Here is a 23,758-nt window from a genome sequence, read left to right as displayed (position 1 = left end):
AAAATATTTTCAGTTAAATAACAAATTAGTTTCAAATATTTTATTAATCTAATTAAACTTTGATTTAACGCTCTTTTTAACAATCTACTTACCATAAAAAAATGCTCATTAAAGTTTGTCCAAATTGTGTCCTAACATTAAATTCTTCTAAAAGAATCACTTTACCGTCGACAAACTGTTAATATTTATCAAAATTTGATATCCATTTTTGATAATATTTAGATTATTCCGACTTTTTCGAATAAAACTACCAAATAGAGAAGCAAATAATTTTGGCACTTAAATAGCTATTCTATATATAACGAAAATGTACGTTTGTTACGAAGCACAAAATAAATTTAAAAACCACTTCATAAGAACGATGGTACTAAACAAAATAATGCCGTTTCAGTAGATTTAAAGAACTTTTTTTGTGTAAATTGTTTTAACAATAAGTTTTCAACATAATTAAAGAGAGTCCATATAATTTAGGACTCCCTTCTCATAACTTACATTTTTCAACACACTAACAATAAATCCCTTAAAATTCCCAAGTAATATTCATTTCTTCAAAAGATGTTTTACTTTCTTTAAGTCCCTCTATATCACTCGTTCCAATCAATGCTACCTCATCTTTTGAGAGTTTAATTTCTCCCTCAGGACTTTGAATTCTTTTTTCATATACTAATTTCAAAAGCTGTAATTGTTCGTTAGACATCTCATATTCTTCTTCTAAAGCTTCCATTGCAGATGCAGTATCAAGCATCTGAATCTCTAATAAAAAACCACCTTGTTCTTGTAATTCTTCAAATAAATCCATTGAATAAGCGTTTTGATCTTCTATCCAAAAAGCTGTCGTAATTAAAGGTAGCATCTCATCATCTACATCTACTAACAAATATTGAAGCGTTTCACTTTTAGCTATTTCTATCATTCTATCGGATGTTCCTTGAAAGTAACTTACCGCATCTCTTACAAATTCACTTCTCTCACTACTTAAATCTTGAAATGCCCCAATACAGTACTCTGGGTGGAAAGTTACTGTTCCACGGGCTCCATCTCCATCTTGAATATTATAATTAAACCCATCCCAAGAACTTTCGTATGAAAAGTCTGGATAATGAGCAACATTAATCGCATGTGCAATAGATTTTAAGATACACCCTTTCCATAAGTCATGCCTGTTTATATTTAGTTTATATTTTCTCATTATTCATTTCTCTCCTCCTGATATTTTACTCTTTGGCTTGCTATGTATTTTGACGTAATGAATGTTTGTAAACATAATATTGTCTATCATATTTATAGTACTTTTTTCTATAGCATCAAAGCGACTCTCTCTCCTTACTGGTCGAATTTCTGTACTTAAAAATTTTTCAATAGGTTTTTCGTTTTCCACCAGAAGACTTCTTCCTCAAAAGTACGAAACATCAATTTTAGATGGAAGATAAATTTTGTTAGGCGTGCCCCTAAGCAAATTGGTATAATATAGTAATGTCAGTAAAAGGAAATACAAATTTCATATGCATTCAAATAAGTATTACTAGCCAAAACCATAAGTTGCAGTTGTGCTGTACCTCTCCTTCATATTTAGAGTGATACGTATAAGCGTTATTCTTATAATTTTGCACGAAAATAACCTAACTAGATCATTCAAAGAAAGGAATGAAGATATGAACATTGGTGAACGTATTCGACAAATACGTATACATAAAAAATTCACACAAGGAGAACTAGTATCCGGTATCTGTTCGATAACTTATTTAAGTAGGATTGAAAATGGACAAATTAAACCTTCAGCTTCTTTTTTGGAAAAGGTCGCTAAAAAACTAGATGTTGATTATAATTTTCTTGTCGATGCAGATTATGAGGATATAGAGCCTAAGCTTCTTGAAATATGTAATAAGTATAAAAATGATGTGCTTATAAGCAACAAAGACTTAGCTTCTTTAGAACTGTATGTTCGTGAAACAGACTCGAATCTTTTATTATTAAAGGCTTATGGTGTTTTAATATACTATCATTCTCGAAATGATAATTTACTACATGTAGCACCAATTGTAGATCAAGCTTCGCAAGTCATCCCAAATCAAGTAGATCCTCAATATTCCGAAGATTTTATATATTATTTCATGGCTCGAGGTCATTATTTTTATAATAAACAAGACTATATGGCTGCACATGAAATTTATGTGAAGGTAGAGGGTTTACTTGGCCTAGAAGAAACTGAACAACACGCCCATATATATTATAATCTATGTCATGTAAATAAAGAGCTTTATAAAGATAAAAGTATTGGCCGGTTGTATGCTAAAAAAGCCTACAGATTGTACAAAAAATTTAATATGGAGCATGAAGTAATAAATGCTCTTTTAATGCTTGTACTTCTGTATGAATCAGATGTATTATATGACAAAGCTCTCGAAACCTTACAGCAGGCAGAACTTGGAGTGAAAAAAAATTATAATTCTATGTATTTACCTATAATTACGTATTATTACGGAAAAATTTATCACGGCTTGAAAGACTATACGAATGCTATTAAGTACTATGAAGAAAGCTTGCAACTAAGTGAGTTTCTCTACCAAAAGAGTCAAAAGATATACATGTTCCGAGGCTTAATAGAGATTCATATAGAACTTAAAGATTGGAAAACTGTTAATAAATTAATGGATGAGGCATTTCATTTTTTATCAATTGCTGATGTACCTTTCGCTCATGTTCAACTATACGGATTGAAGGGGAAGATATCCAAACTAAGAGGAGATGATTATGGATACGAGAAAAATATGCAAACAGCTATTGAAATGGGCCTAGAAAAAAAACAATACCCTTTAGTTCGTGAACTTGCTACTGAACTAGGAAACTATTTTTATGATAATCGCGCTTATAAAATGTCAGCAAAATATCTGAAAATATTGAGTCAACTCCCCCCCACTTAAACGCAGCTTTAAGTGGGATTTCTTATGTATTCATCCACGCCAGAATGCTTCCATACAAACGTATTAATTTCTTCGAATATACAGACTAAGGAGATTAATTATTTCCTAATATTTCAAATTAAGTGAAATATCAAGTTTAAAATACCTAATAATTCACCAAAATTTTAATGAAATTTTACTAATTGTTATTAACATAAATGAACACGTATATTTTAAGTACAGAAAGTCAAACAGCAAGGAGGTGTAGTCATTCTGATAATAGAGACAAAACGTTCTGCAAATATGATAGACAATATAAACTATCATTTGAATCAGAGTAATGAAAATAATCAATATTTAAAAATCTGTTCAAATGAACATGAAATATTGCCCTATCATATTTATAAACATCCATTGAATAAACAAGCGTTACAAAAAGAAATGAGTAGTCTAGTTAAACCATTAATTCATATTAATACGTTAGCTCAAATTCTATACGAAGCATTTCACAATCAAACATTTACAGCTTTAGTGCCTATTCTATTTGTTTTTGAGCCGAATGTTGTAACTGGTATATCGACACCAGGTACGTATTCAATTGATTTTTATCATGATTATTTTGTTCATTTAAAAGATATAAATATTCAAGAATTGAAGGCGAGAATAGGCGAACAAAAAGGGCCAGTAGCTATCGGATATATGATAAATCAAAACGAAAGTATCCAGCATTCAAAAGAATTTATGTATCAAAGGTTAAAAGAACAAACTACAGAATGTATGTTAGCCTTACAAAAGAAATTGCATATACACGGAGAGTTAGAAGAACAAATTCAGCTGTCATTTGATTTCAAAAAAATTATGCTGCCTTTAATTGTCTTACAATGGATTAAACAAACAGCATGACATGAAAGGAATAACAACGCAGCATACTTTACCTAATAAATATGAAAGAGGGATAAATATGAGTACGAAAAGAAACGAAGCTGGAAATAAGCAAAAAGTAGTAAGATATTCGGCTGGAATTTCTATACTTTTAATATTGCTATCCTTTATATATCAATGGAAAAACGGTTTAGAGGTTGATACTACTGAAAACTTCAGTCTAGCAATAATTGTTGCCATTTTCCTTTCTAGTTTTATTCCTGAAAGAACAAGAGATAGTAAATAATACAATAAGCACTTGAGATTTATTTCTCAAGTGCTTATTGCTGTAAATATAAATCTACTACTCTACAAACGTCCCCAAATTACACAGACTTAAATAACTCCAGATTCTCTAACTTATTATGTGTACTTAATAATTAGCCACGGATACCACAAAACTTCCTCTGCTTCAATTTCCCCCTGATCAATTAAATGTATAATTTCCTGAGCATCCTTATAATTGTCTATAAGAGAAAGAGAATTTAATTGTTTACCAAACCTATTAAAATCGACCTGCAATCCATTACAAATAAAAGAATAAAAAGAATTATTAGAGTAGATAGCTCGCAAAAATATTAAATTAAGCTTCTCATTTTATAATATCAATTTCTTCGATTCCTATTTGTTTTAGTCGTGATATAGTAGGGCTTCCTATTTTCATATTAGAATGAAGTATGATGTGGAATGGACACGGTATCGTAATAAATTTGCCGTACTCTCTACCTTGTGACCATTCTTCACAACAATCGTATAAAATGTCCATTAATATCCTAAAATCTTTATCCTCTTTAACAAGCACCTGATCTACATCGCTAATAAATATTACGTATCCTTGAGCACTAAGCCAACTTAAATCATTGATACATTCATCAAAAGCACTCCAGTTCCTACCAAAGTAATCTGGAAATTCCATTTTAGTAGAAAATTCATTAAACAAACTTTCTACATCCATACACTTTTTTCCGTCTATTAATATATATTTAAACGTATCTTTAAAATTTATTTTTGTTAATTCATAAATTTCATCTGTAATTACTAAATGAAAAAATGGTTCATTTAATGTTTTGATTTTCTTTTCTATCTCCATAATCTAATCACCCTTTTCTTTCGAGGCATTTTAACAAAAGTTTTATAGTGAGCCTTTGTATAGTATGCTTTTCCGTTTTTTCCTATAACTAATCTTTGTGCCCCCTATTTTCACCTTTAACGTAAGGGTTTATGTCATATTCTCGATAAGTTGTATTTCTTGGTAAAACTTGTCCTCTTCCGCGTCCATTATTTTGCTTTATCTGTTTATGCACTTGATAGGCCTTTTTAGAGATTTTAGTTAAGGTTCTTCCACTTTTCAGTGCCCCTTTAGCTAACTTAAACTTCCGAAATAAATTTAATACGTTTCAATAACTGCAATTAATAACTTGCGAGTATATTCATAAATTATTAGCTGCTGATGAAATTCTAAATATTTTTGCCCTTCTCTAACTAAAAAAGTATATTGGGGATATGTTTGAAAAAAGTTTTTATATAAGAATTTTCTCTGATAAATTGGAATCTTTTTAAAATCAAGAGCGTAACTCAAACTTCCTTCAATTATTGAACAATAATTATAAAAATCCTCAGCTAAACATTCTTGATTATAATCATATGCAATTTGTTCTATATCATCTGAAGGATATGGGATCTCTAGCTGTATTTTTACATTCTCTAGTTCTTGCAATAATTCTGAATTAATTTTTGACATATTAAGCTCACAATCCATTCATTAATGAAGTTGCTAACGTTTCTTCTTTTTCCAATCGTTATTCCAGTAAGTAATTATTTTACCACTTCTAATATAATAGCCTCCTTTTTATAGATGTCCCTTTATTTTAGTACTTAGTTTTCCGTTTCTAAGTTCTCTTTGTATTTCCTTAGGTGTAGCCCATTGAACCCTTACTTTCACACCTGCTCTTTTTGCAGCAAATAGACCTCTATTGTCATCCGATTCCACGTCGTCACGGACACCCTTGTCTTAATCCAATCATTACTACTGCCTTCACGATTTGGGACTTAAACCCTAGAGAATAGACGCATGCTGGGTGCACCGAAAAAGGCGAAGTCTTCAAGCAGGCTCCGCCTTTTTCGGTGTATCATGAATTACGGAAATCACTAGCTACTACATAATATTTCCTCATACTTTTATATCCCTTTTTATTTCTTGAGAAACTTTACAACAGAACCCTCCTTTTTTATGACTCAAATGGCATATCCTATAATTCTAAATACTCCGAGTACAAAATAGCTGTTGGGAACTGTTTTTGAAATTTTTTTATATTGTATTCACTCTCACTTGCAAAGATCAAACATGCAGTATCAAAAAAACCAATTTCCATAACAGACCCTGGAATTGTTAAATGGTAATCTTCTTTCCAATATTGCTCATTATCTTGAATTACTGGATAGTCAGGAATATTTTTAAGAACATTTCTATCTGTCTGTTCTACAGCAATCACTACTCCAAATATAAGTAAGACTTCATACTCTTTCAAAAAACTATAGAGTTCCTTACCTAAGATATAAAATTTTTCTCGCTCAAATATAGTATCCGTCACTTCTATACCATTTTTAAATACATGTGGCACCATATCTGTAAATATCCAATTATAATTACCCATATCCTCAAATACAAATGAAAGCATTTCATTTATATAACCTGTATTATCTGCTACATAAAATCTCATAATATCACCATTTCTTTCTTAAAGGATACCTCGTAGTATGTCGTAGTTCTCCATTTCCAATAATGTTTTTGAGGAACTACAGAATGGGCCTTAGGATTTGCATGATCAGTATAATCTATATCTTTTCTAACTCTCCCCTTGTGATCATAATATCGTTTTTGATATAGTTTCCCCTTTTTAAAGTGATACGTTATACTATTTTTTCTTGCACCTGTTGTTGGTATCTTCCTCTGATCAAATACTACCTTTCTCTTCGGTGTTCCAATTTTACCTTTATACTGCAATGTTTTCTTTACAGCACGTTTAGCCAATTGTTTACCAACATAACGCCCTACATGAGGAGCAACTATCCACGCCCCCATTATTAAAAGTGGAGCTATCAGTATATTACCATCTGGATCTATCAGCATTACTGGATTATTATCTACATACGTATATCCATTCTGCGTCAAAGGATCATCTTCATCACCCGGATCCGGATTGACAGACAAGAACACACCATGAGTTGGATTGTAATATCTTGCAATTAGATAATACATCCCAATATCTTTATCATACATATATCCCGCATATCCAAATGGATTCTCTGCTGCGATACCTTTTGCATGACTCTTTAAGACATTGCCCCATGCATCGTATTCATAGTTTGCTACGACTTGTCCATTTTCATTTGTTATCGCGATGACGTCACCGCGTGGGTTGTAATGGTAGTATACCGTTTGACCTTGGGATTTCATCGCAAGGCGGATGCCGATTTGAGGTAGATATAAAAACAAGATACTCCCATTCTTTCGTTTTTAGGGTATCTCGTTTTCAGTAACTTAATGACGACGTTTCCGTGGCCGATAACACTTAATCTTTAGATGTTTCGTAGTCATATACAACACAACATAAGATTGTAAAGATTATCAGACCAATATATTGAACTATAAGAGGAACGTTTATTAAAATGTTTGTTAATATGTTTGTAAACATCCCAAGCATGAGTAATCCACTTTGAACTCCCATAACCAATGCAGATAACCAGCATTTCTCCTTTATACAATTAAAAATAAACCCTAGTCCGAAAAGCATTACAATTATACCTACTGGATATTTCTGAATTACAGAGAATACTTTATCTATAAAATCAAAATTCAACATAGCCATTCACCCACACTATTGTTCCTGTTTTACCCCTTATCTTTGTCGTATACTAACTAGTAATGTAACAATGCTTTTGTCGCCTTTTTACTTGTATTTGTTAATATCGCTTTTCTGCGGAGTCGATTCACCACTTTTACACTTGATTTTGTCTTAGATTTTTTCTAAGCATCTAATCGACCTTTCCAAAATTCTATGAAGTACCTTTCTTTCACTTGGTAATAAATTTTCATAGGCTTCTCTTATTTTTAACAATTAATTATCGTCTTTCTTTTCGTTCTGATTCATACGTATATGCTACAATTCCACCCAATGATAAAGTAACAGCAATAATTAGTTGATACATAAACGAAAGTTCATTTAAAAATTCAGTAAATAAACTAACAACACTTAATATAACGAGTAATGCTGCAATACCAGCAGAAATCCAACACTTTTCTTTTATACAACCATAGAGAAGCCACAATCCTCCTAATGTCCCAATAATAATTTTTAACACAATTTATCTACCTTCTTTTTTTCTTTTTCCCATAGCTTTTATATGCTGTTCTACCATAACTTTTATATGCTGCTTTACCACCTTTCCACCCCTCAGTTACAAAGGTGTATGCATCAGGTAATAACCCAAAAATCTCAAGGGATTTTGATGCCATTTTAACCCCAGCTATCCTAGCAGATTTATTAACATATTTTTTATTAAATGCAGGAGTATTTTGTTTCAGATATTTAGTCTTACCATATTTATAACCTACATATGCTGTTCCTACCGTGCTAATAAGTGCTCCAAAATTATCCGCGTAAGATTTCCAAACAGCTCTTCTCCCTGCTTTGAATTCCGCTTTTGTTGCATACCAAACTCTATTAAACTTCTGTTTCCAAGATTTATGCCCATCCGGATCCGGATCCACAGACAAGAACACGCCATGAGTTGGATTGTAATATCTAGCAATTAGATAATACATCCCAATCTCTTTATCATACATATATCCCGCATATCCAAATGGATTCTCTGCTGCAATACCTTTTGCGTCACTCTTTAAAACATTGCCCCATGCATCGTATTCATAGTTTGCTACGACTTGTCCATTTTCGTCTGTCATCGCGATGACGTCACCGCGTGGGTTGTAGTGATAGTATACCGTTTGTTCACCTGTTTTCATGACTAGACAGACGTTATTGTTTCTACCATTTGTTATGATGCTTTTATTTTATCTTGCTAATACGCTCATCGGGGACACTTTCTTTAAATTAAAAAGGAAGGACTCTTATTCTAGACTCCTTCCTCTTTGCCATTTTTTAATATTAATACATCTTTTACCTGTTCATAATAAAGCCCTAAATAAAAATTTCATTATTTCCTAAACACTTATATTCACACACACACTAACTTAACTATATTTAAACCTTTTTTAATTCCCACAATCCACAAGAATTATAAAAAAGGTCATCTCGTTCATAACGATAATCCTTACAATGAGCCAACTTATACACAGGAGATGTTTGCGTAAAGCTAATTGTCTCTCCATCTTTTAATTTAGGCATTTCAACTAAATTATATAAATTAAAGTCATTTAATAAATCAGCTGCTTCTTCTACATCTATATGAGCAGATATTACAACATCCGGAAGGCCAAATGACTGCATACCACATGAATAATAGCTATTCTCATCTCCAACTAACGTCACAAAATGCGAATAAATGAGGAAATATTCTTTGTTATCTGCAATTTCTTTCCATTCTTCTTTAGAATAAGCTACGCCAGTAGTTTCAATTTTCACAGCAGTTCCCCCTGCATTAAGGAGTCCCATTCCAACATCAATAACTTCTTTTACAGTATGAATATTCCTTACTTTAGCAATAACATATACTGTATATATGTGGTTACTTATCTCACCAAGGATATCCTCCCCAAGGCGTTCACCACCTGCATATAAAAATGCTTCTGCTAGAGACGGATCATGTTCGTAAATATCTACCTCAAAGCCAATATCTCCCTTGGCATTATGTATAATGTTACCTGCTAGAAGATACCCTCCACTTTTTCTTACTACTTTTTGCACTAATTCCGCTCTATCATTCCAAAGACCAGGTATTCCGATTATAATTTGAGGTTCTGCCATTTTTTAAAACTCCTTCATTAAATTCAAATTAATAAAAGTTTTCTGTATGATTAACAAAGTCATCCAGTTCATAATATCGCGCCTTCAACTTCCCTGTATCCTTAAATGTTGCTATAACCTGAATTACCTCTGTGCGACTAGGAAAATTATTAATTTTAATTTATTCATCTGGATATCCTAAACCTATATTAACTTGTTGCTTAAAAAAATTCATTGAACCAATTGTATTTATAACAACAACCATGTGTCGTTTTTCTAAACTGAGCTACTCTAAAATATCTTTCCATTTTGATTAGGTGAACAAATAATCCCACTCATCATAAGGAAGCTTCACATATTCTTTTGTCTATTGAATTACTTCATTAATAAACGGAAATACTTTGAATGACTATTCACTTCTACACCATCAAATTTTACGTTTATATACAATTTAATATAAATGACAAACCAACATTTATATTTATTTACATTATATTTTCCTGTGTTTATAAAAATTTATGAACTCTGAGTTAACGTTTGTAGAATTAAACATTTTTTACATAACAAAAAATATATATAACTTTCTCCAATCTGAAAATTTATCCCTCCAGTAAGATTCCCTTCATTACCATAATCCTCCCCTGCTATCATAACCACATATTGCATATCTTTCTGACAACATGGACATTTTGAATCTATTGGCTCTTCTACATTCAAAGGAGACCCAAGTATTCTACAAATATAATCGGTACCTATAGATTCAAAAGCTTGTTCATACTGGTTTTCATCACAAGGAACATCATATGGTTCCATATCTACTAATTTCATACTACTTTTAGGTAAAGGAACAGAAATTTTATCTATTTCCTCGTATCTCCAATCAAATACTTCATTTTGACTAATAATACTTATACGACGTTCCTCAATGTCTAGTTTAAAATTTTGCATTTCCTCATATAAAGAACAATTTAAGCAAGAAACAAGAGGTAATTCTAGTAATTTCCCTTCTCTTACATCATGCAACTTAGGGTCTGTTAAATCAAAAGTAAATATTTGATGTACAGGTTCACTACATTGTGGACATATAGGGACATTCCAAGTTTGTCCACCAAAGTAATGATCATATTTATCTTTACCACATATCACCCTAAAACCTAAGTTTTTCATAAACCTAACACCTACTTTACAAAATATTTTTGCTATGAATTTTACTATTAATTCTTATTTTCCAAGTACTTTTTCACATAAGATGAATAATAGTATTTCACAGAATATTATTTGTGAAATACTATTATAATTAAAAATTTATTTTTTAGGATATAATTTTTGTCCGTATCTTACAGCTTGCTTCAAACCATAATTGTATTTTTTACCAAATTTACGTTTAATATCCCATACATCTCTTGCCAATCTTTGTCTAGCGTTTAATCCTTTATCTATCCGCATAGTAGCTTTTCCTTTACCACCAAAGGTTCTTGTTAGCTTATGATCTGCTTTTGTCATAAGTAATGCTGGTCCCTTACCTCTACTTATACCTATGGTCTTATTGTATGCATTCTGAGGCATATGATGTCCTACATACTTTGTACCTTTTAATTTATTTACACTATTAAAACTGCCTCCTCCAATTGCTCTTGTAATCTTTCCAGCAAATTTGAGTCTGCCACCGCCGACGAATCCTAAAGCAGCCCTTCTTAATATTACTTTTTTACTTGCACCAGATTTATAAGCTTTATATCCATCATACACTGCAAACCCAGCGTTTATTGCCAACCAAGGTAAGTGACCATCTGGATCCACATGCATAACAGGATTATTATCCCCATACGTATACCCATTCTGCGTAATCGGATCATCCTCATCACCCGGATCCGGATCCACAGACAAGAACACACCATGAGTTGGATTATAATATCTCGCAATTAAATAATACATCCCAATCTCTTTATCATACATATATCCCGCATAGCCAAATGGATTCTCTGCTGCGATGCCTTTTGCATCACTCTTTAGGACATTGCCCCATGCATCATATTCATAGTTTGCTACGACTTGTCCATTTTCGTCTGTCATCGCAATGACGTCACCGCGTGGATTGTAGTGGTAGTATACCGTTTGGCCTTGGGACTTTATCGCAAGGCGGATGCCGTCTACTGAATACACATATTGGCGAAGGACGTTTCCACTTCCATCTGTTTCATATAATGGGTTAATACTGTCGCCGTCATAGTGATAACGGGTTGTTGTTCCGCTCACTGTTTTTTCGATACGGCGGCCGTCGTCATCGTATTTATATGTCGCAAATGGTGTGCTTTCGCCTTGTTTTGTGATGGCGATCAGCTGATCTGCTTCGTTCCATGTGTATTTGTATTTGCCATCAGATGTACGGTTTCCGTTGGCATCATATGCTAAGGATTCGTTGCCGAATTTCGTTAGCTGGTTGCCTTCGTTAAATACGGCTGTTGTCGATACGCCTGATTTTCCTGCTTCTGTTACTTTTACGTTTGTACGGTTACCAAAGCCGTCATAGCTGTATTCTTTGGTTGTACCATTTGGCAATGTTTCTTTTGCTAGTTGATTGATAGAATCATAGGCGTATGTTGTTTTTTCTGTTTTGTCACCGTTTTTACGTTCGATTGCGGTGCGGTTGCTTGTTGCGTCATACGTATACGATTCTTCTAAAATGCGCTGTGAATCTTTTGTACCAATTTGTAAGTTTGTTAGTTTCTTTGTATGGTCATACGTAAATTGGGCCGCCGCGTCATTACCAGCCTGATAACGAACGACGTTTCCAAATTCGTCGTAATCAAAATAGAATGTTTTTCCGTTATCGGTTACTTTCGTATTTTGATTTAAGGCGTTATATTCATAGTTTGTTATGTTGTTATAGGAACCGTGATTGATTGTTGTATCTTTTAGTTTGTGAGATTTTGGTTGATATGACCATTTTACGCTGCCGCCGCGGTCTGTCATGCTGATGATGCGGTTGCCTTCGTCATATGCTTTTTCACGGGTGATTCCGTTTATATGATCGGTTACTTTTGTTTCATTTCCGTTCTCATCATATGCATACGAGAATGCATCTTTGCCGTTTCGTTTCGCTTTAATCGCTCGGTTTGCCGCATCGTACTCCCATTCTAACACAGTGTTTGTTGGCAGCGTTGTTTTCGTTCGGTTCGCATTTGCATCATACTCGTGTACAATTTTTCGAGATAATGCATCTTGGAAGACGGTTAGTTTGTTATCGACATCATATTCGAAGATGTTCTTTTGCGTTTTTCCGCTGGCTGTGACAAATTTCTCTGTTGTGTTTCCATTATCATCATAACTGTAAGAAACAGAAGTACCGTTTGCCATTGTTGTTTTCGTTAATTGGTTATCTTCGTTATAGGCAAAAGTCTTTTTATTTCCTTTTTCATCTGTTTCACTTGATTTGTTTCCATACGGATCGTACGTAAATGTATTTTTACGGTTTTCTTCATCATACGTTGCAGTAATGAAATTTCCATCTTCATCATACTCTGTTTTCGTTAAGTGGTTGCCCTCCATAATCCGAATATCATCGAACCATGCTTTTCCTGTCAGTTCTTTATCAAGCATCGTATGCAGCTGAATACGTTTTATCGCTCCTGCCGATGCTGGGATAACAACTGCTCCGCGGTTCCAATCTTTTGTGCCAAGCGGGAATGTGATGTAGTAGCTTTTCCATGTTCCACCTTCATGTTCTGCATAGACCCAAACAGAATATCCTTTGTTTGGCTGAGATGTACTACTATGTTTCACATTTTCCGCTTTTGACATTGCGGTAATGGTAATGTCTTTCGCCTGACTTTGATTTAGTGCAATTTCTTGACGATAATGCAAGTCTGGATTTGGATCAGCCTCACTCTTACGCTCCATCACAAGCGCTGAATGTCCACCAAATCCTTCTCCGATATTATCTTTCGGTAAGTTTTGCCATGTATGCCAACCTTCTAATTTGTCGCTGTCTCTATAATACTCAAAACTCGGATTTGGTACTGGGTTAAAAGAAGATGAAATGGGCCCTTCTTCTAATTGGAAATTATCAAACCAAGCTGTTCCTTTTCCTTCCACGCTTTCATGGGCTGTGAAGACTTCAATGATTAATTGCCGTGTTTTATCAGAAGTGACAATTGGTACTTGTCGTTTTGTCCAGTCGGTTGTACCGCTCACTTTACTATGATTATTCGAAATGGTTCCTACATGATTTCCATGTTCATCTAGCTGAATGACATAGAAATAAGCACTCGCCTTTTCTAAGCCACTTGTTTTGATCCATCCACTTAAAATGTATGGTTTATTTGGCTCAACATCTACTTTTTGGCTGGCGATCGTTGCCCCCCAGCTATCATTGATGCCTTTTGTATCCATGCGGAGAGAAGACGTTTGTCCTAACTCTGGAGCACGAACGTTACGATCGATTTCATTTTTCCCACCATCGTTCCATCCGCGCAGCTCCCAGTGATCGCCCCCTGCTTCAAAACCAGGGTTTCGCATTAAGTTGCCACCCGGTGCTAGTTCTAAACTGCCGCGAACTGGATTTCCGTAAGAATCATACTGCGTCACAGATGATGTTTGCGCCTTATAATCTGTTTCCGAAACAGCATTGGCACCGTTATACGTCACAGATGCTGTTTTATTCTCTGCATCTGTTACTTTTGTTACATCATTATTTTGGTTATATTCGTACTTCTCTGTTCCAATTGCGTCTGTCGCCGATGTTACGTTTCCTTTCCCATCATACGTATAACTTTCGGAAACGCGTTTTCCTTGGTCTTTTGGGTCTGTCTTTTTTGTTAAATTGTTTGTTTCATATTCATACGTTGTTGTTAGCTTTAATCCGTCTGCATCTACAACCGTTTTAGCTGGATTTCCCGCAAGATTGTAGTGATACATGTCTTTCACATTTTTAGGATCAATAACGGTCACTTCTCTTGCTTCACTGTTATAAGAGAGTTTCGTTTCTTTCCCTAGTGCGTCCTTTACACTCACAAGTCGGTTATTGTCATATGTGTACGTTGTTTTGTACGGCTTTTGCTCTGTATGTTTCGGATCATACGTGTAACGTAGTTTCCCATTTTCATAGCCGTATCGATATTGTTTTCCTCTCGGTGTTGTTACACCTACTAGTTGCCCATCTTTATACGTATACGTAACTGTACGATTTTCAGGACCGACAAGCTTTGTTAATAATCCGTCTGTATACTGTAAAGATACTTTACGATTCGAAGCGTTTGTAATTTCGACAACGCGGCCGTTTTCATAGCGATACGTCAACGTATTGCCATGTTCGTCTTTTACCTTTGTTAAACGACCTTGTTTATCGTACTCGGATACCGTTTGATCTTTATCAGTAACCGTATACCCGCCGTCTGTTTTCTTGATTTCTAAAAAGACACCCGGCGGCGCTTTGTAGGAGTTGTCTCCCGTTTTTTCAAAACGATCGACTGCACGATCTTCATGAATAAAGTGTAAGTCTCCATTTGGCTGCTCCTGTACTTTTTCATCAAAAGAACTCGTCCAGCCTTTTCCTAATACGCCTTGTTCTGTACTGTTACTGTTATATACACGATCAATGCGTAAATCAGGGCCGCGACCTGATAACGTAAAGTCCGACTCACCCATAACAAAGTTGCCGTTCGTCGCGTTTACTTTACCGCCGATGACATCAACACAAGCAATATAATCTTTTAACCCGAAAATATCTGTTGGTTCTGTCATTTTAATGCCGTAGTCCGGGGAATACGTACTTTCGGCATGCCCGGTATTGCTGTAGGCTTGAATATGAACCCAATATTTATCGCTTCTAAAATCACCTGCATTCTCATACAACTTAGAAGGATTTAGCGCAAGTTCTTCTCCCTTTCCATCTGTATGGAACTGGTAGCGGCCATTTTTCAATTCATCTGCCGTTGGATAGATTTTCTTTCCTTGCGTAGACCACTTTGTTACATTTCCAACATCAAATACATCGTGACTCTTTCCATTATAAAAAATAACACGATAGCCTGTAGCACCAGGAATTTGATCCCAGTTCAGCTCAATGTACCCCGATTGAGAACCCGTCAAATTCGTAAAGGCGTGCGATTTCGGCTGCTTTGGTGTTTCTAGCGGCACAAATACCTTTTCTTCATCTGATTCTGGACTCATTTCATCATGTGGATACTCCGCTACAACTTTTACTTTGTATGCATGTTTATCGTTTCCTTGTTCTTTAGAACCACCATTTTGATACAGCTGAGAAGGGCTCGTTGGCACTTCTTCGCCTAATCCATCAAAATGAAGGTCACTTCGCCCGCGGCTTACTTCCTCTTTATTTGGCCAGATTTTTTTATCCTTCGTTGACCAAGATGTCGTATTCCCAACTTGATAATAGTTGTAATCTGTCCCATCAAAAATTCCTACTCGGTACCCCGTTGCCCCCGGCATTGCATCCCAGTTCACATTAATATGTCCTGTTCCGCTTCCAATACCGTTTGAATAAGCTGATAATCGCGGTTTATTCGGCTTTGGATAGGAATACGTAATTTCTAAATGCGGCGCTGTATCTCCCCCGTTATAAGCCGCAATAAATTTCTTCCAATGTGTTTGTCCTCGCCCGTTCGGATGCAGCTTAAATCCATAGTTTGGTCTCTCACCGCTTAGCCACGCTTTCACTGTGTTTGTGACATTAAACTCTGCCCATTGATTTCGGCTGACATTCGCAACTGCGATTTCTTCGGACCACGGTTTTGTTTCCCAGTTCATCGTAATGTAATCCCAGTCGCCTTTGACTTCATCTAGCCAAACTTCATTCGGATTATTTCCGTAATAATGCCACGACGCATAAGCATAAAACTTTGCTTCATGTACAATTGCACCGTTCAAACTAGAAAGTTCCGGCTTCGTATAGGCAAAATTATAACCAGTACGATTATCAAAATAACCCACTTTCAATGTATGCGCTTTCTGCCCTTCGTCCCAAAGCACCCACCTTGAATAATTATTCTTTGGATAGGCACTCGATACATACGCTTCTTGGAAACTCCCCATCGTGATAGACGGGTCAATATAAACCGGATATTTTCGCTCAGGAGCTTGCAGCCACTTTGGATCTGCCGTAACGGTTACATTGTACGTATTGTTTTCTTGCTTCTCTAACGTATACTTTACATCTTCTGAAATCGGTGCTTCATTTGATTCAGGATGTACATTAGAATCCGTCATAAATGGCTTTGGCAATGTAAACACTGTCTTTTGTTTATCATCCACCATCAAAATAGAACCGTCTTCTTGTAACTTCGGTGTCAATGTAGTTTGTAATTGGAAGGTAAAGATATGATGTCCTGTATATTCATTCAGAACAATATCTTCTTTTACTTTGTCATTAAACGTAATCGTACGTAAATCGATCTTTGGAAAAATATTTTTATACCAAATCTCATTTTTTTCATAAGTAGCTGCAACTTGAGATGGCCCTATTTGTTCTTTCTCACCTTTAGCGCCTATTAATTTATACGTAACTTTGTGACCATCTACTTCAAAGGCCGCGTATTCTTTCTGTTCTAACTTTTTTTGAAATGTTGGTTTTAACTTTGTAGTTTTTGTCGCGATTGTTTGTGGGGATTTTTCAACAAGTTCTGGCTGAATTTCTTCTAGCTTCCCATCTTTTTTTGTGTGTATGGGATCTGTGTAGACTTTCTTTGTATATGTTCCATTCTTGTTATCAAATACTTTTTCGTGTTCGGTTCGTTCTTCTACTACTTCAGTCGGTTTTCCGTCTGATGTTTGCTTCTGCTCAGCCTTTTTCTTTGTTTGTTCAGTAGAAGAAACTTTGTTCTCTTGTGCTGGTTTGCCATTGTTCATCGATTCCGCAATTGCCTCCATCGGAATAGAGGACACGATTAACGCCATCACGATGAGTTGAATCACATAACGATACCATCGCCTTTTTCTTTTTTCCCTTTTCATACATTCACCTCGCGAAATTTTTAATATTACAAAACCAATGTAAAAAAAGTAGAAAATAAAGGCAATATATTTTAAAAAATTCGAAATTTAAAACAATTAAAACGCACAAATTTCTGACATTTTTTGATAAACCTTTTTATTTTAATGTAATTTTGGTAAAATTATTAAACATTTACATTTTAATTCACAAACTAAAATATCAATCTAGTTTATGTTCCATGTTAAAAAAGGAGCTGACTTTTGTCAGCTCCTTTTCATGTACTCGGCGTGTCGAACATCGTCGAAGGGTCTTTATCCCATGTCGAAGCGCCGATATATTCTAAAAAGCGGTCGATATATTGTGAAAAGCGCTGATATATTGAAAATATCGCCGATATATCAGAGCCCTCGCTTATACCAACTTTGCATCTTCTCCGCATCTTCCATACGTACATGTTCTAACGTATGACCAGCCGAGGCATTATGGAAATTATATGTACAAAGTGCATCTTTTTTCTGGAAGTATGATTGGCTTTTCTTTAAAGATTGAATATGTCTTCTTTTCACAAAAACAGTATATTTGGCGATTCCGCGATAGGACATTGTTAGCTGATCGCCATCAATTCGATATCCACCTGCTTTGTACTGCGCATAGCCAAGCCAGATGGATACTAAGAAAAGTGGTAATAATAACGCAAGTAGAAAGTGTTTGTGAAAATAAATACTTGAACCGATAATCGGTACTGCTACAATACAAGCGAATATAAAGTTATCTAACATATGACGTCTCATTGCCGTTTTCGGTAATTTTGTCATCTCACTGTTTATATCATATGGCAATTGTAAGTATTGTAGCATTTCTAATACTTTTTTCTTTTTCATAAGCGGATGGATTGTGACATCTGTTTGTCCTTCTTCAAATTTTTGAATGGCTTCTACGTGAACAGAGCAATATCCAAAAGGTTTACGAAGGATCCCTTCTTTCATTTTAATCCCGTGAATACGGTGCGCTTTCAAGACAAGCTCTTTTCTTTCTAGCAAACCTTGTGAAATACGAATTTCATCTCTTTTACGTGAAATCGTAAAATTCGCATGCTGCAACGCATATTGAATCGTTGAAACAATCCACGATAATAGAAGTAAAGCAACGATCATATACCCCCAGCCAACTATATCACTTTCCGATACATACGTTTCCACATAATGCTCAATTTTCTTCACGATATGATTCGGCATAATATCGCGAATTTTATCTGATAAAACGAAAAGAATGGAAAATAAAAGACCAAATTTCCCCGATGTAATACTTGCCAGCAAAATTTCTTTCCACGTTAATGTATAAGCAACTGCGGTATGTTCATTCTTTGCAATCGAAGGAACTTCTAATTCAGGTGCATCCTTCACATCGCTATTTTTATTTAGCATTGCAATTAAATTCGCTGCTTCCTCGCGCGTAATTCCTGCTAGCTGTACTTCTGCTTCGCCATCCCCGCCTGCTGTTTCAATCTTAAGTCTTGTTAAACCTAATATTTGATATAAAATATTTGAACTTGTATTAATCGTTTGTACACGTTCTTTATTTAAATAGCTTTCTTTCTTTGTAAAGAGACCTTCTTTAATATGCAATACATTATTTTCAACCCAATACATTTTGTAATACCACGAAATGAAGTTGAAAATAATTCCTGCGCCTATAAACAGAAGCGGGATCAAATACCAAAAGGGAAATGTCCCGTCTTTCACAACGAAAACAAAAAATACTGGTAAAATACTACTTAGCTTTACCTCAAACAAAATCGTAATCGGATGCTGCCGCTTATACATCCTCATCACTCACCTTTGCCAGTTCTGCAATTTGGCGCTTTAATCTCTCAGCTTCGCGCATCGTCAATCCAGGAAGACTATGCGCTGTTGCGGCTGTTGAAATTTTCAATTCAGCTAAATCAAACTTACGCATAATAGGCCCTTGTTCAATTGTAATATGCTGAATGCGAATCATCGGGACAAGTACTCGCTCTACCGTAAACATTCCTTTTTGAATTTCCATTTCCTCTTCGTTTAATTCGTAACTATAATAGCGCTGACGTAAACTTGGAAATACAAGATAACCGAGCGGTGCATACGCAAGAAGCCCGATTACAAGTGCCCCAAATATCCAGCCTGTCCAGTCAAATTTCATCATAAATATAAAATAAGCAATTGTAATAATAAGACCGATTCCAGATGTAATGAGCGAGCTAATTTGCCATACTCTTACCATCTTTGGATTAATTTCATTTTCTAACGGTTGCATTCTTTCACCTCTACTTCATAATCTAAGCTTTTTCTATGACTCTATAATCATATTAAAAACATAATTGGAAAACAAGATATATAAAGGGAATGTTTCCCTTTTAGACATTCGAAAGGGTGTCTTTTTTTTATAAGGTCCTATATTTTAAGAATAAATAACATATTTAATTCCCAAAAACACGCTCTCCCCCTATTTCTATAAAAGTATTTGTAGGATTTTCTCCTTTTTTGTCGAATTTGTTTCATATAAGGGGGAGCACTATATGTTTATCAAAGACTTTTTCATTAACCTTTTTATTTTTGTTTTCCTAGTTAGTTCAACTATATTCATCCAAGTGTTTGTACTGAAATCCAGTCAGTTCATTGAAAAAATATACGGGGCAATTATTGCTGTTATTTTGATGGCCTTTTCTTTTAAATACATGGGGTTTTACTATGACCTTCGGGCTGTTCCTCTTATTTTATCGTTTATTTACTTTGGTCGTACTGCCGGTTGGATTACGTTACTTGGTATTTTTATCATGCGTGTTATTTATATGGATGGATATTGTGGACCATATATCGTTACTTTATTAGGAGTAGGCATTATATTTACTATTTTTAAAACATATTTCAAAAACTTACATCCATTTAAAGCTAGTTTTCTTTATTTGATTTGTTATGTGGCTATGATTCGATTGATAGGAGGATTCTTCATTCCGACTGTAATCTCTAATATTTTTTACATGCAAAGCTTAATATTTATGAGTATCGGTCTTTTAAGCGGACTTTTTCTGATGGAAGCCTATCAAAAATTATATTCCTTAACAGAAGAGTTATGTAGAACGAATCAAAAATTAAAAAGATCGAAGCAAGAGCTGAAAGATACTGTTCATGAACTGCAAGGAGGAATCTTTAAATTTATTAAAGTAGATACGCACTTTATACATACAATGTGTGATGGTCAATTTTATTATCAAACTGGGTTTTATTCTGAACAAGTGGTAGGAAAAAGTTTACGTACTATCGATCCTTCCATTATCCCTCCTCATCTCGTTCCTCAATTACTGAAGTATTATGTACAGGCATGGGAAGGGAATGAAGTGATCTTTGAAATTCCTTGGCCAGATAATGAAACCATTGCGCTAATCGCACTTCGGCCCATTAAGCGAAATGGGAAAGTAATTGAGGTTGTCGGTTCTGCCATTGATATTACAGAGAGAAAAAAAGTGGCAGATGAATTAAAGACGACTAAAGAATTACTGGAGTCATTTGTAGATAACAACATAGATGCCATTATTATCGTTGATCGAGAAGGTCATATTTTACAAGCAAATAAAGCTTATGAAACGATATTTGGTTGGTCAATGCAAGAAGCGATCGGCAAAAAACTTCCTTGTGTACCCGATTTCTTACTGGATGAATCGACAGAAATCGTTCAAAATATTCTGTCTGGAAAATCTGCAATGACTCGATTAGAGACCGTTAGACAACGAAAAAATGGTGATTTAATTGATGTAAGTGCGACGATTTCACCTGTTCTAGATGTAAGAGGAAATATAATGGCTATCTCTGCAATATGTAGGGACATTTCTGAAAGAAAACAAGCCGAAAAAGAACGACAGCAATTATATCAACAATTGCAAGAAAGTGAATTGAAATATCGTGTCCTATTTGAACAGGCAGCAGATGCCGTATACGTGGTAGAGTTAGATAAAAATCGAACTCCCACTCAATTCGTTGAAGTAAACGCGATTGGATGCGAAAGGTTTAATTTAAGTAGAGATGAAATTCTTAGTACGCCATTTTCTGATCTTGTTTTTACGGATTCTCCCCTTATAAAAAGACTAATAGAAAAAATTAAAAAAGGGGAAAATTCTTTTACTTTGCAAGATGATTATGTTTTTCCTACAGGAAAGAAAATAACGACTGAATTTAGTATTCGTGTATTCAAGTTGAATGGAAAAGAAGTTTTCTTAAGTATTTCTCGAGATATTACCGAACGAATCAAGACGGAAGAATTATTAAGAAAATCTGAAAAACTTGCTGTTGTAGGTCAATTATCTGCAGCAATCGCTCATGAAATTAAAAATCCTTTAACGGCAATGAAAGGATTTATGCAATTATTAAAAACAATGGAAAATGAAAAAAATCACCACTACATAAATATAGTCTCATCAGAAATTAATCGCATTGAAAGCATTACGAATGAATTTATGGCAATCGCCAAACCGCAGGCAATGAAAATTCAACCTAATGATATAAGTACGTTAATGAATCAAGTTTTCATGCTACTAGAGCCCCAAGCACTCATGAATAATATACAAATTAGGGCAGAAATTATGTCTAATATTCCAATGATCCATTGTGAAGGGAATCAATTAAAACAAGTATTCATTAATATCTTAAAAAACGCTATTGAATCGATGCCAACGGGCGGAGAAATTGCCATTCAAATTGACCGAGCTGATCATAATCAAATCAATATTCGATTTATGGATCAAGGATGCGGGATCCCACAAGAACGCATACCATACCTTGGAGAACCTTTTTATAGCCTTAAAGAAGAAGGAGTCGGCTTAGGATTAATGATTTGTTATAAAATTATTGAAATGCATCAAGGCAAGATATCGATTGAAAGTGAAGTGAATAAAGGGACAACGATTGATGTTACTCTTCCTATTAGTAAATGAGAAAACAAAAGTTGTTGCACGTTAAAATATATATAAATACAAATTGAAAAACCGACATAACCCCCCTTTTTTTTAGGGGAGGGCGAGAGCGTCTGGCCGCGCATAGGAGCGGTCGCAACTTATAAAGAAAAGCGGAGCTGACTCAAAAGTGATGTAGATGTCATTTGAATCAGCTCCTTCTTATATGTTCACTGATATATCGGCGATATTTTCAATATATCAGCGATTTTCACAATATATCGACCGCTTTTTAAAATATATCGGCGCTTCGACACGATATAAAGATCCCTCGACAAGGTTCGACTTATCAAGTACACGAAAAGGAGCTAACATTAGTCCTTTATCACATCATACCTTCCCGCTGCAATAACCGCAGCCGATAGCAATTCATCGTTACTTCACCAAGCCGCTGCAGCAGTTGATAGTTTGCATATGCCCCCACCGGTGCACCAATGACAGGGACAAGCTGCAGCATTTTTGCTAGGTCAATATAATCGCGGTATTCTTGCTGGAACTTTTCCCAGTCGATATGATTTTCTTTATTTGTATCCCAAGTCTCAATCGCCTTCCATATTTCTTTCCGGTGATTATCGCTGGAGAACGCAAGTTGAAATACGTGAAGAATAAATAACCGCTCTTCTTGTTTACTCGTATCATAGCCGTACAATGTTGCCGCATCAAATAAAAATTTAATTTTAATGCTGAGCAGCAGCGGGAAGTCAGCAAGTCCAAGTAAAAACCCTCCCGCTCCTGTCCCTGCTCCTTCTGCAGCTGCAACCTTTTTATACTCATCTATCTTCTTTAATACTTCTTCATCTCTTCTTTGCAGTGACCAATCGGTTTCCTTTAGCCTTGGTTTGATGAAATTCGAACCAATACTAATGCCTTGAACCATCGTTTTAATTGTTTCTGTAAGGATATTTTGCACCTTATCTGGAATGAGCTGCTGCATTTTCGTTTGAACTGTTTTAGAGAAACGTGTCATTACAGAAGAATTTTTGATAATTTTTCTTTTCCACTGCTGTAATTCTAAGATGACCTTTTGTTCATATTCAGTCAT

General features: G+C 35.0%; 17 protein-coding genes and 3 pseudogenes. 4 read left to right on the top strand and 16 right to left on the bottom strand.

Going from position 1 to position 23,758, the window contains the following annotated elements:
- Window positions 1–520: 520 nt before the first annotated feature.
- A complete protein-coding gene (locus tag Q9306_RS08350) occupies window positions 521–1,189 on the bottom strand; it encodes a hypothetical protein (protein ID WP_306197187.1) in 669 nt (222 codons plus the stop codon).
- A gap of 3 nt (window positions 1,190–1,192) precedes the next feature.
- Complete coding sequence (locus tag Q9306_RS08345) at window positions 1,193–1,378, bottom strand: hypothetical protein (protein WP_306197185.1); 186 nt, start codon at window positions 1,376–1,378, stop codon at window positions 1,193–1,195.
- A 274-nt stretch (window positions 1,379–1,652) separates the two neighbouring features.
- Here Q9306_RS08345 and Q9306_RS08340 point away from each other — a divergent pair, with 274 nt between their 5' ends.
- From Q9306_RS08340 to Q9306_RS08330, 3 genes are all read left to right on the top strand, one after another.
- Complete coding sequence (locus Q9306_RS08340) at window positions 1,653–2,921, top strand: helix-turn-helix domain-containing protein (protein WP_306197183.1); 1,269 nt, start codon at window positions 1,653–1,655, stop codon at window positions 2,919–2,921.
- A 255-nt stretch (window positions 2,922–3,176) separates the two neighbouring features.
- Window positions 3,177–3,803, top strand: a complete 627-nt coding sequence (locus tag Q9306_RS08335) for a hypothetical protein (RefSeq protein WP_306197320.1) — start codon at window positions 3,177–3,179, stop codon at window positions 3,801–3,803.
- 58 nt (window positions 3,804–3,861) lie between these two features.
- Complete coding sequence (locus Q9306_RS08330; protein ID WP_306197181.1) at window positions 3,862–4,068, top strand: hypothetical protein; 207 nt, start codon at window positions 3,862–3,864, stop codon at window positions 4,066–4,068.
- A 116-nt stretch (window positions 4,069–4,184) separates the two neighbouring features.
- Here Q9306_RS08330 and Q9306_RS08325 read toward each other — a convergent pair.
- From Q9306_RS08325 to Q9306_RS08260, 13 genes and pseudogenes are all read right to left on the bottom strand, one after another.
- Window positions 4,185–4,382, bottom strand: a pseudogene (locus Q9306_RS08325) (hypothetical protein); the annotation flags it as partial.
- Between the two features lie 31 nt (window positions 4,383–4,413).
- Window positions 4,414–4,911, bottom strand: a complete 498-nt coding sequence (locus Q9306_RS08320) for a barstar family protein (RefSeq protein WP_371932354.1) — start codon at window positions 4,909–4,911, stop codon at window positions 4,414–4,416.
- A gap of 297 nt (window positions 4,912–5,208) precedes the next feature.
- Window positions 5,209–5,562 (bottom strand): YxiJ family protein, encoded by a 354-nt coding sequence (locus Q9306_RS08310; RefSeq protein WP_306197179.1) that lies wholly within the window; start codon window positions 5,560–5,562, stop codon window positions 5,209–5,211.
- A 508-nt stretch (window positions 5,563–6,070) separates the two neighbouring features.
- A complete protein-coding gene (locus Q9306_RS08305) occupies window positions 6,071–6,541 on the bottom strand; it encodes a hypothetical protein (protein ID WP_306197177.1) in 471 nt (156 codons plus the stop codon).
- 385 nt (window positions 6,542–6,926) lie between these two features.
- A pseudogene (locus Q9306_RS08300) lies at window positions 6,927–7,296 on the bottom strand (RHS repeat-associated core domain-containing protein); the annotation flags it as partial.
- A gap of 97 nt (window positions 7,297–7,393) precedes the next feature.
- Window positions 7,394–7,690: a hypothetical protein gene (locus tag Q9306_RS08295; protein ID WP_306197175.1), complete on the bottom strand. Its 297-nt coding sequence runs from the start codon at window positions 7,688–7,690 to the stop codon at window positions 7,394–7,396.
- A gap of 253 nt (window positions 7,691–7,943) precedes the next feature.
- Entirely contained in the window at window positions 7,944–8,183 is a 240-nt protein-coding gene (locus Q9306_RS08290; RefSeq protein ID WP_306197173.1) for a hypothetical protein, read from the bottom strand.
- A 7-nt stretch (window positions 8,184–8,190) separates the two neighbouring features.
- Window positions 8,191–8,877: pseudogene (locus Q9306_RS08285) on the bottom strand (RHS repeat domain-containing protein); the annotation flags it as partial.
- Window positions 8,878–9,082: 205 nt separating this feature from the next.
- A complete protein-coding gene (locus Q9306_RS08280) occupies window positions 9,083–9,805 on the bottom strand; it encodes a DUF4261 domain-containing protein (RefSeq protein WP_306197169.1) in 723 nt (240 codons plus the stop codon).
- A 495-nt stretch (window positions 9,806–10,300) separates the two neighbouring features.
- Entirely contained in the window at window positions 10,301–10,951 is a 651-nt protein-coding gene (locus Q9306_RS08275) for a hypothetical protein (protein WP_306197168.1), read from the bottom strand.
- 138 nt (window positions 10,952–11,089) lie between these two features.
- Window positions 11,090–17,755, bottom strand: coding sequence for a DNRLRE domain-containing protein (locus tag Q9306_RS08270; RefSeq protein ID WP_306197166.1), 6,666 nt, complete (start codon window positions 17,753–17,755; stop codon window positions 11,090–11,092).
- Between the two features lie 378 nt (window positions 17,756–18,133).
- On the bottom strand, window positions 18,134–19,558 hold the full coding sequence (locus Q9306_RS08265; protein WP_306197164.1) for a PH domain-containing protein: 1,425 nt from the start codon (window positions 19,556–19,558) through the stop codon (window positions 18,134–18,136).
- Complete coding sequence (locus tag Q9306_RS08260; protein ID WP_306197162.1) at window positions 19,551–20,027, bottom strand: PH domain-containing protein; 477 nt, start codon at window positions 20,025–20,027, stop codon at window positions 19,551–19,553. The genes Q9306_RS08265 and Q9306_RS08260 overlap by 8 nt, the downstream gene beginning before the upstream one ends.
- A gap of 262 nt (window positions 20,028–20,289) precedes the next feature.
- On the opposite strand from Q9306_RS08260, the gene Q9306_RS08255 reads away from it, so the two are divergent.
- The gene (locus Q9306_RS08255; protein WP_306197160.1) at window positions 20,290–22,698 is read left to right on the top strand and encodes a PAS domain S-box protein; all 2,409 of its coding nucleotides are present in this window, start codon (window positions 20,290–20,292) and stop codon (window positions 22,696–22,698) included.
- A 343-nt stretch (window positions 22,699–23,041) separates the two neighbouring features.
- Here Q9306_RS08255 and Q9306_RS08250 read toward each other — a convergent pair whose 3' ends face one another.
- Complete coding sequence (locus Q9306_RS08250; RefSeq protein WP_306197158.1) at window positions 23,042–23,758, bottom strand: EcsC family protein; 717 nt, start codon at window positions 23,756–23,758, stop codon at window positions 23,042–23,044.

It is taken from the genome of Bacillus multifaciens (assembly GCF_030756675.1).
Taxonomy (GTDB): domain Bacteria; phylum Bacillota; class Bacilli; order Bacillales; family Bacillaceae_G; genus Bacillus_A; species Bacillus_A multifaciens.
Note: the sequence above shows the minus strand (reverse complement) of the source record. Positions and strands in the feature narration are given on the sequence as shown.

Bases quoted from the DNA above. Each gene is read 5' to 3' on its own strand.
- Q9306_RS08305 (WP_306197177.1), bottom strand. From the start codon at position 6,541: ATGAGATTTTATGTAGCAGATAATACAGGTTATATAAATGAAATGCTT.
- Q9306_RS08295 (WP_306197175.1), bottom strand. From the start codon at position 7,690: ATGGCTATGTTGAATTTTGATTTTATAGATAAAGTATTCTCTGTAATT.
- Q9306_RS08250 (WP_306197158.1), bottom strand. From the start codon at position 23,758: ATGACTGAATATGAACAAAAGGTCATCTTAGAATTACAGCAGTGGAAA.
- Q9306_RS08340 (WP_306197183.1), top strand. From the start codon at position 1,653: ATGAACATTGGTGAACGTATTCGACAAATACGTATACATAAAAAATTC.
- Q9306_RS08330 (WP_306197181.1), top strand. From the start codon at position 3,862: ATGAGTACGAAAAGAAACGAAGCTGGAAATAAGCAAAAAGTAGTAAGA.
- Q9306_RS08320 (WP_371932354.1), bottom strand. From the start codon at position 4,911: ATGGAGATAGAAAAGAAAATCAAAACATTAAATGAACCATTTTTTCAT.
- Q9306_RS08310 (WP_306197179.1), bottom strand. From the start codon at position 5,562: ATGTCAAAAATTAATTCAGAATTATTGCAAGAACTAGAGAATGTAAAA.
- Q9306_RS08260 (WP_306197162.1), bottom strand. From the start codon at position 20,027: ATGCAACCGTTAGAAAATGAAATTAATCCAAAGATGGTAAGAGTATGG.
- Q9306_RS08280 (WP_306197169.1), bottom strand. From the start codon at position 9,805: ATGGCAGAACCTCAAATTATAATCGGAATACCTGGTCTTTGGAATGAT.
- Q9306_RS08255 (WP_306197160.1), top strand. From the start codon at position 20,290: ATGTTTATCAAAGACTTTTTCATTAACCTTTTTATTTTTGTTTTCCTA.
- Q9306_RS08350 (WP_306197187.1), bottom strand. From the start codon at position 1,189: ATGAGAAAATATAAACTAAATATAAACAGGCATGACTTATGGAAAGGG.
- Q9306_RS08265 (WP_306197164.1), bottom strand. From the start codon at position 19,558: ATGTATAAGCGGCAGCATCCGATTACGATTTTGTTTGAGGTAAAGCTA.
- Q9306_RS08270 (WP_306197166.1), bottom strand. From the start codon at position 17,755: ATGAAAAGGGAAAAAAGAAAAAGGCGATGGTATCGTTATGTGATTCAA.
- Q9306_RS08275 (WP_306197168.1), bottom strand. From the start codon at position 10,951: ATGAAAAACTTAGGTTTTAGGGTGATATGTGGTAAAGATAAATATGAT.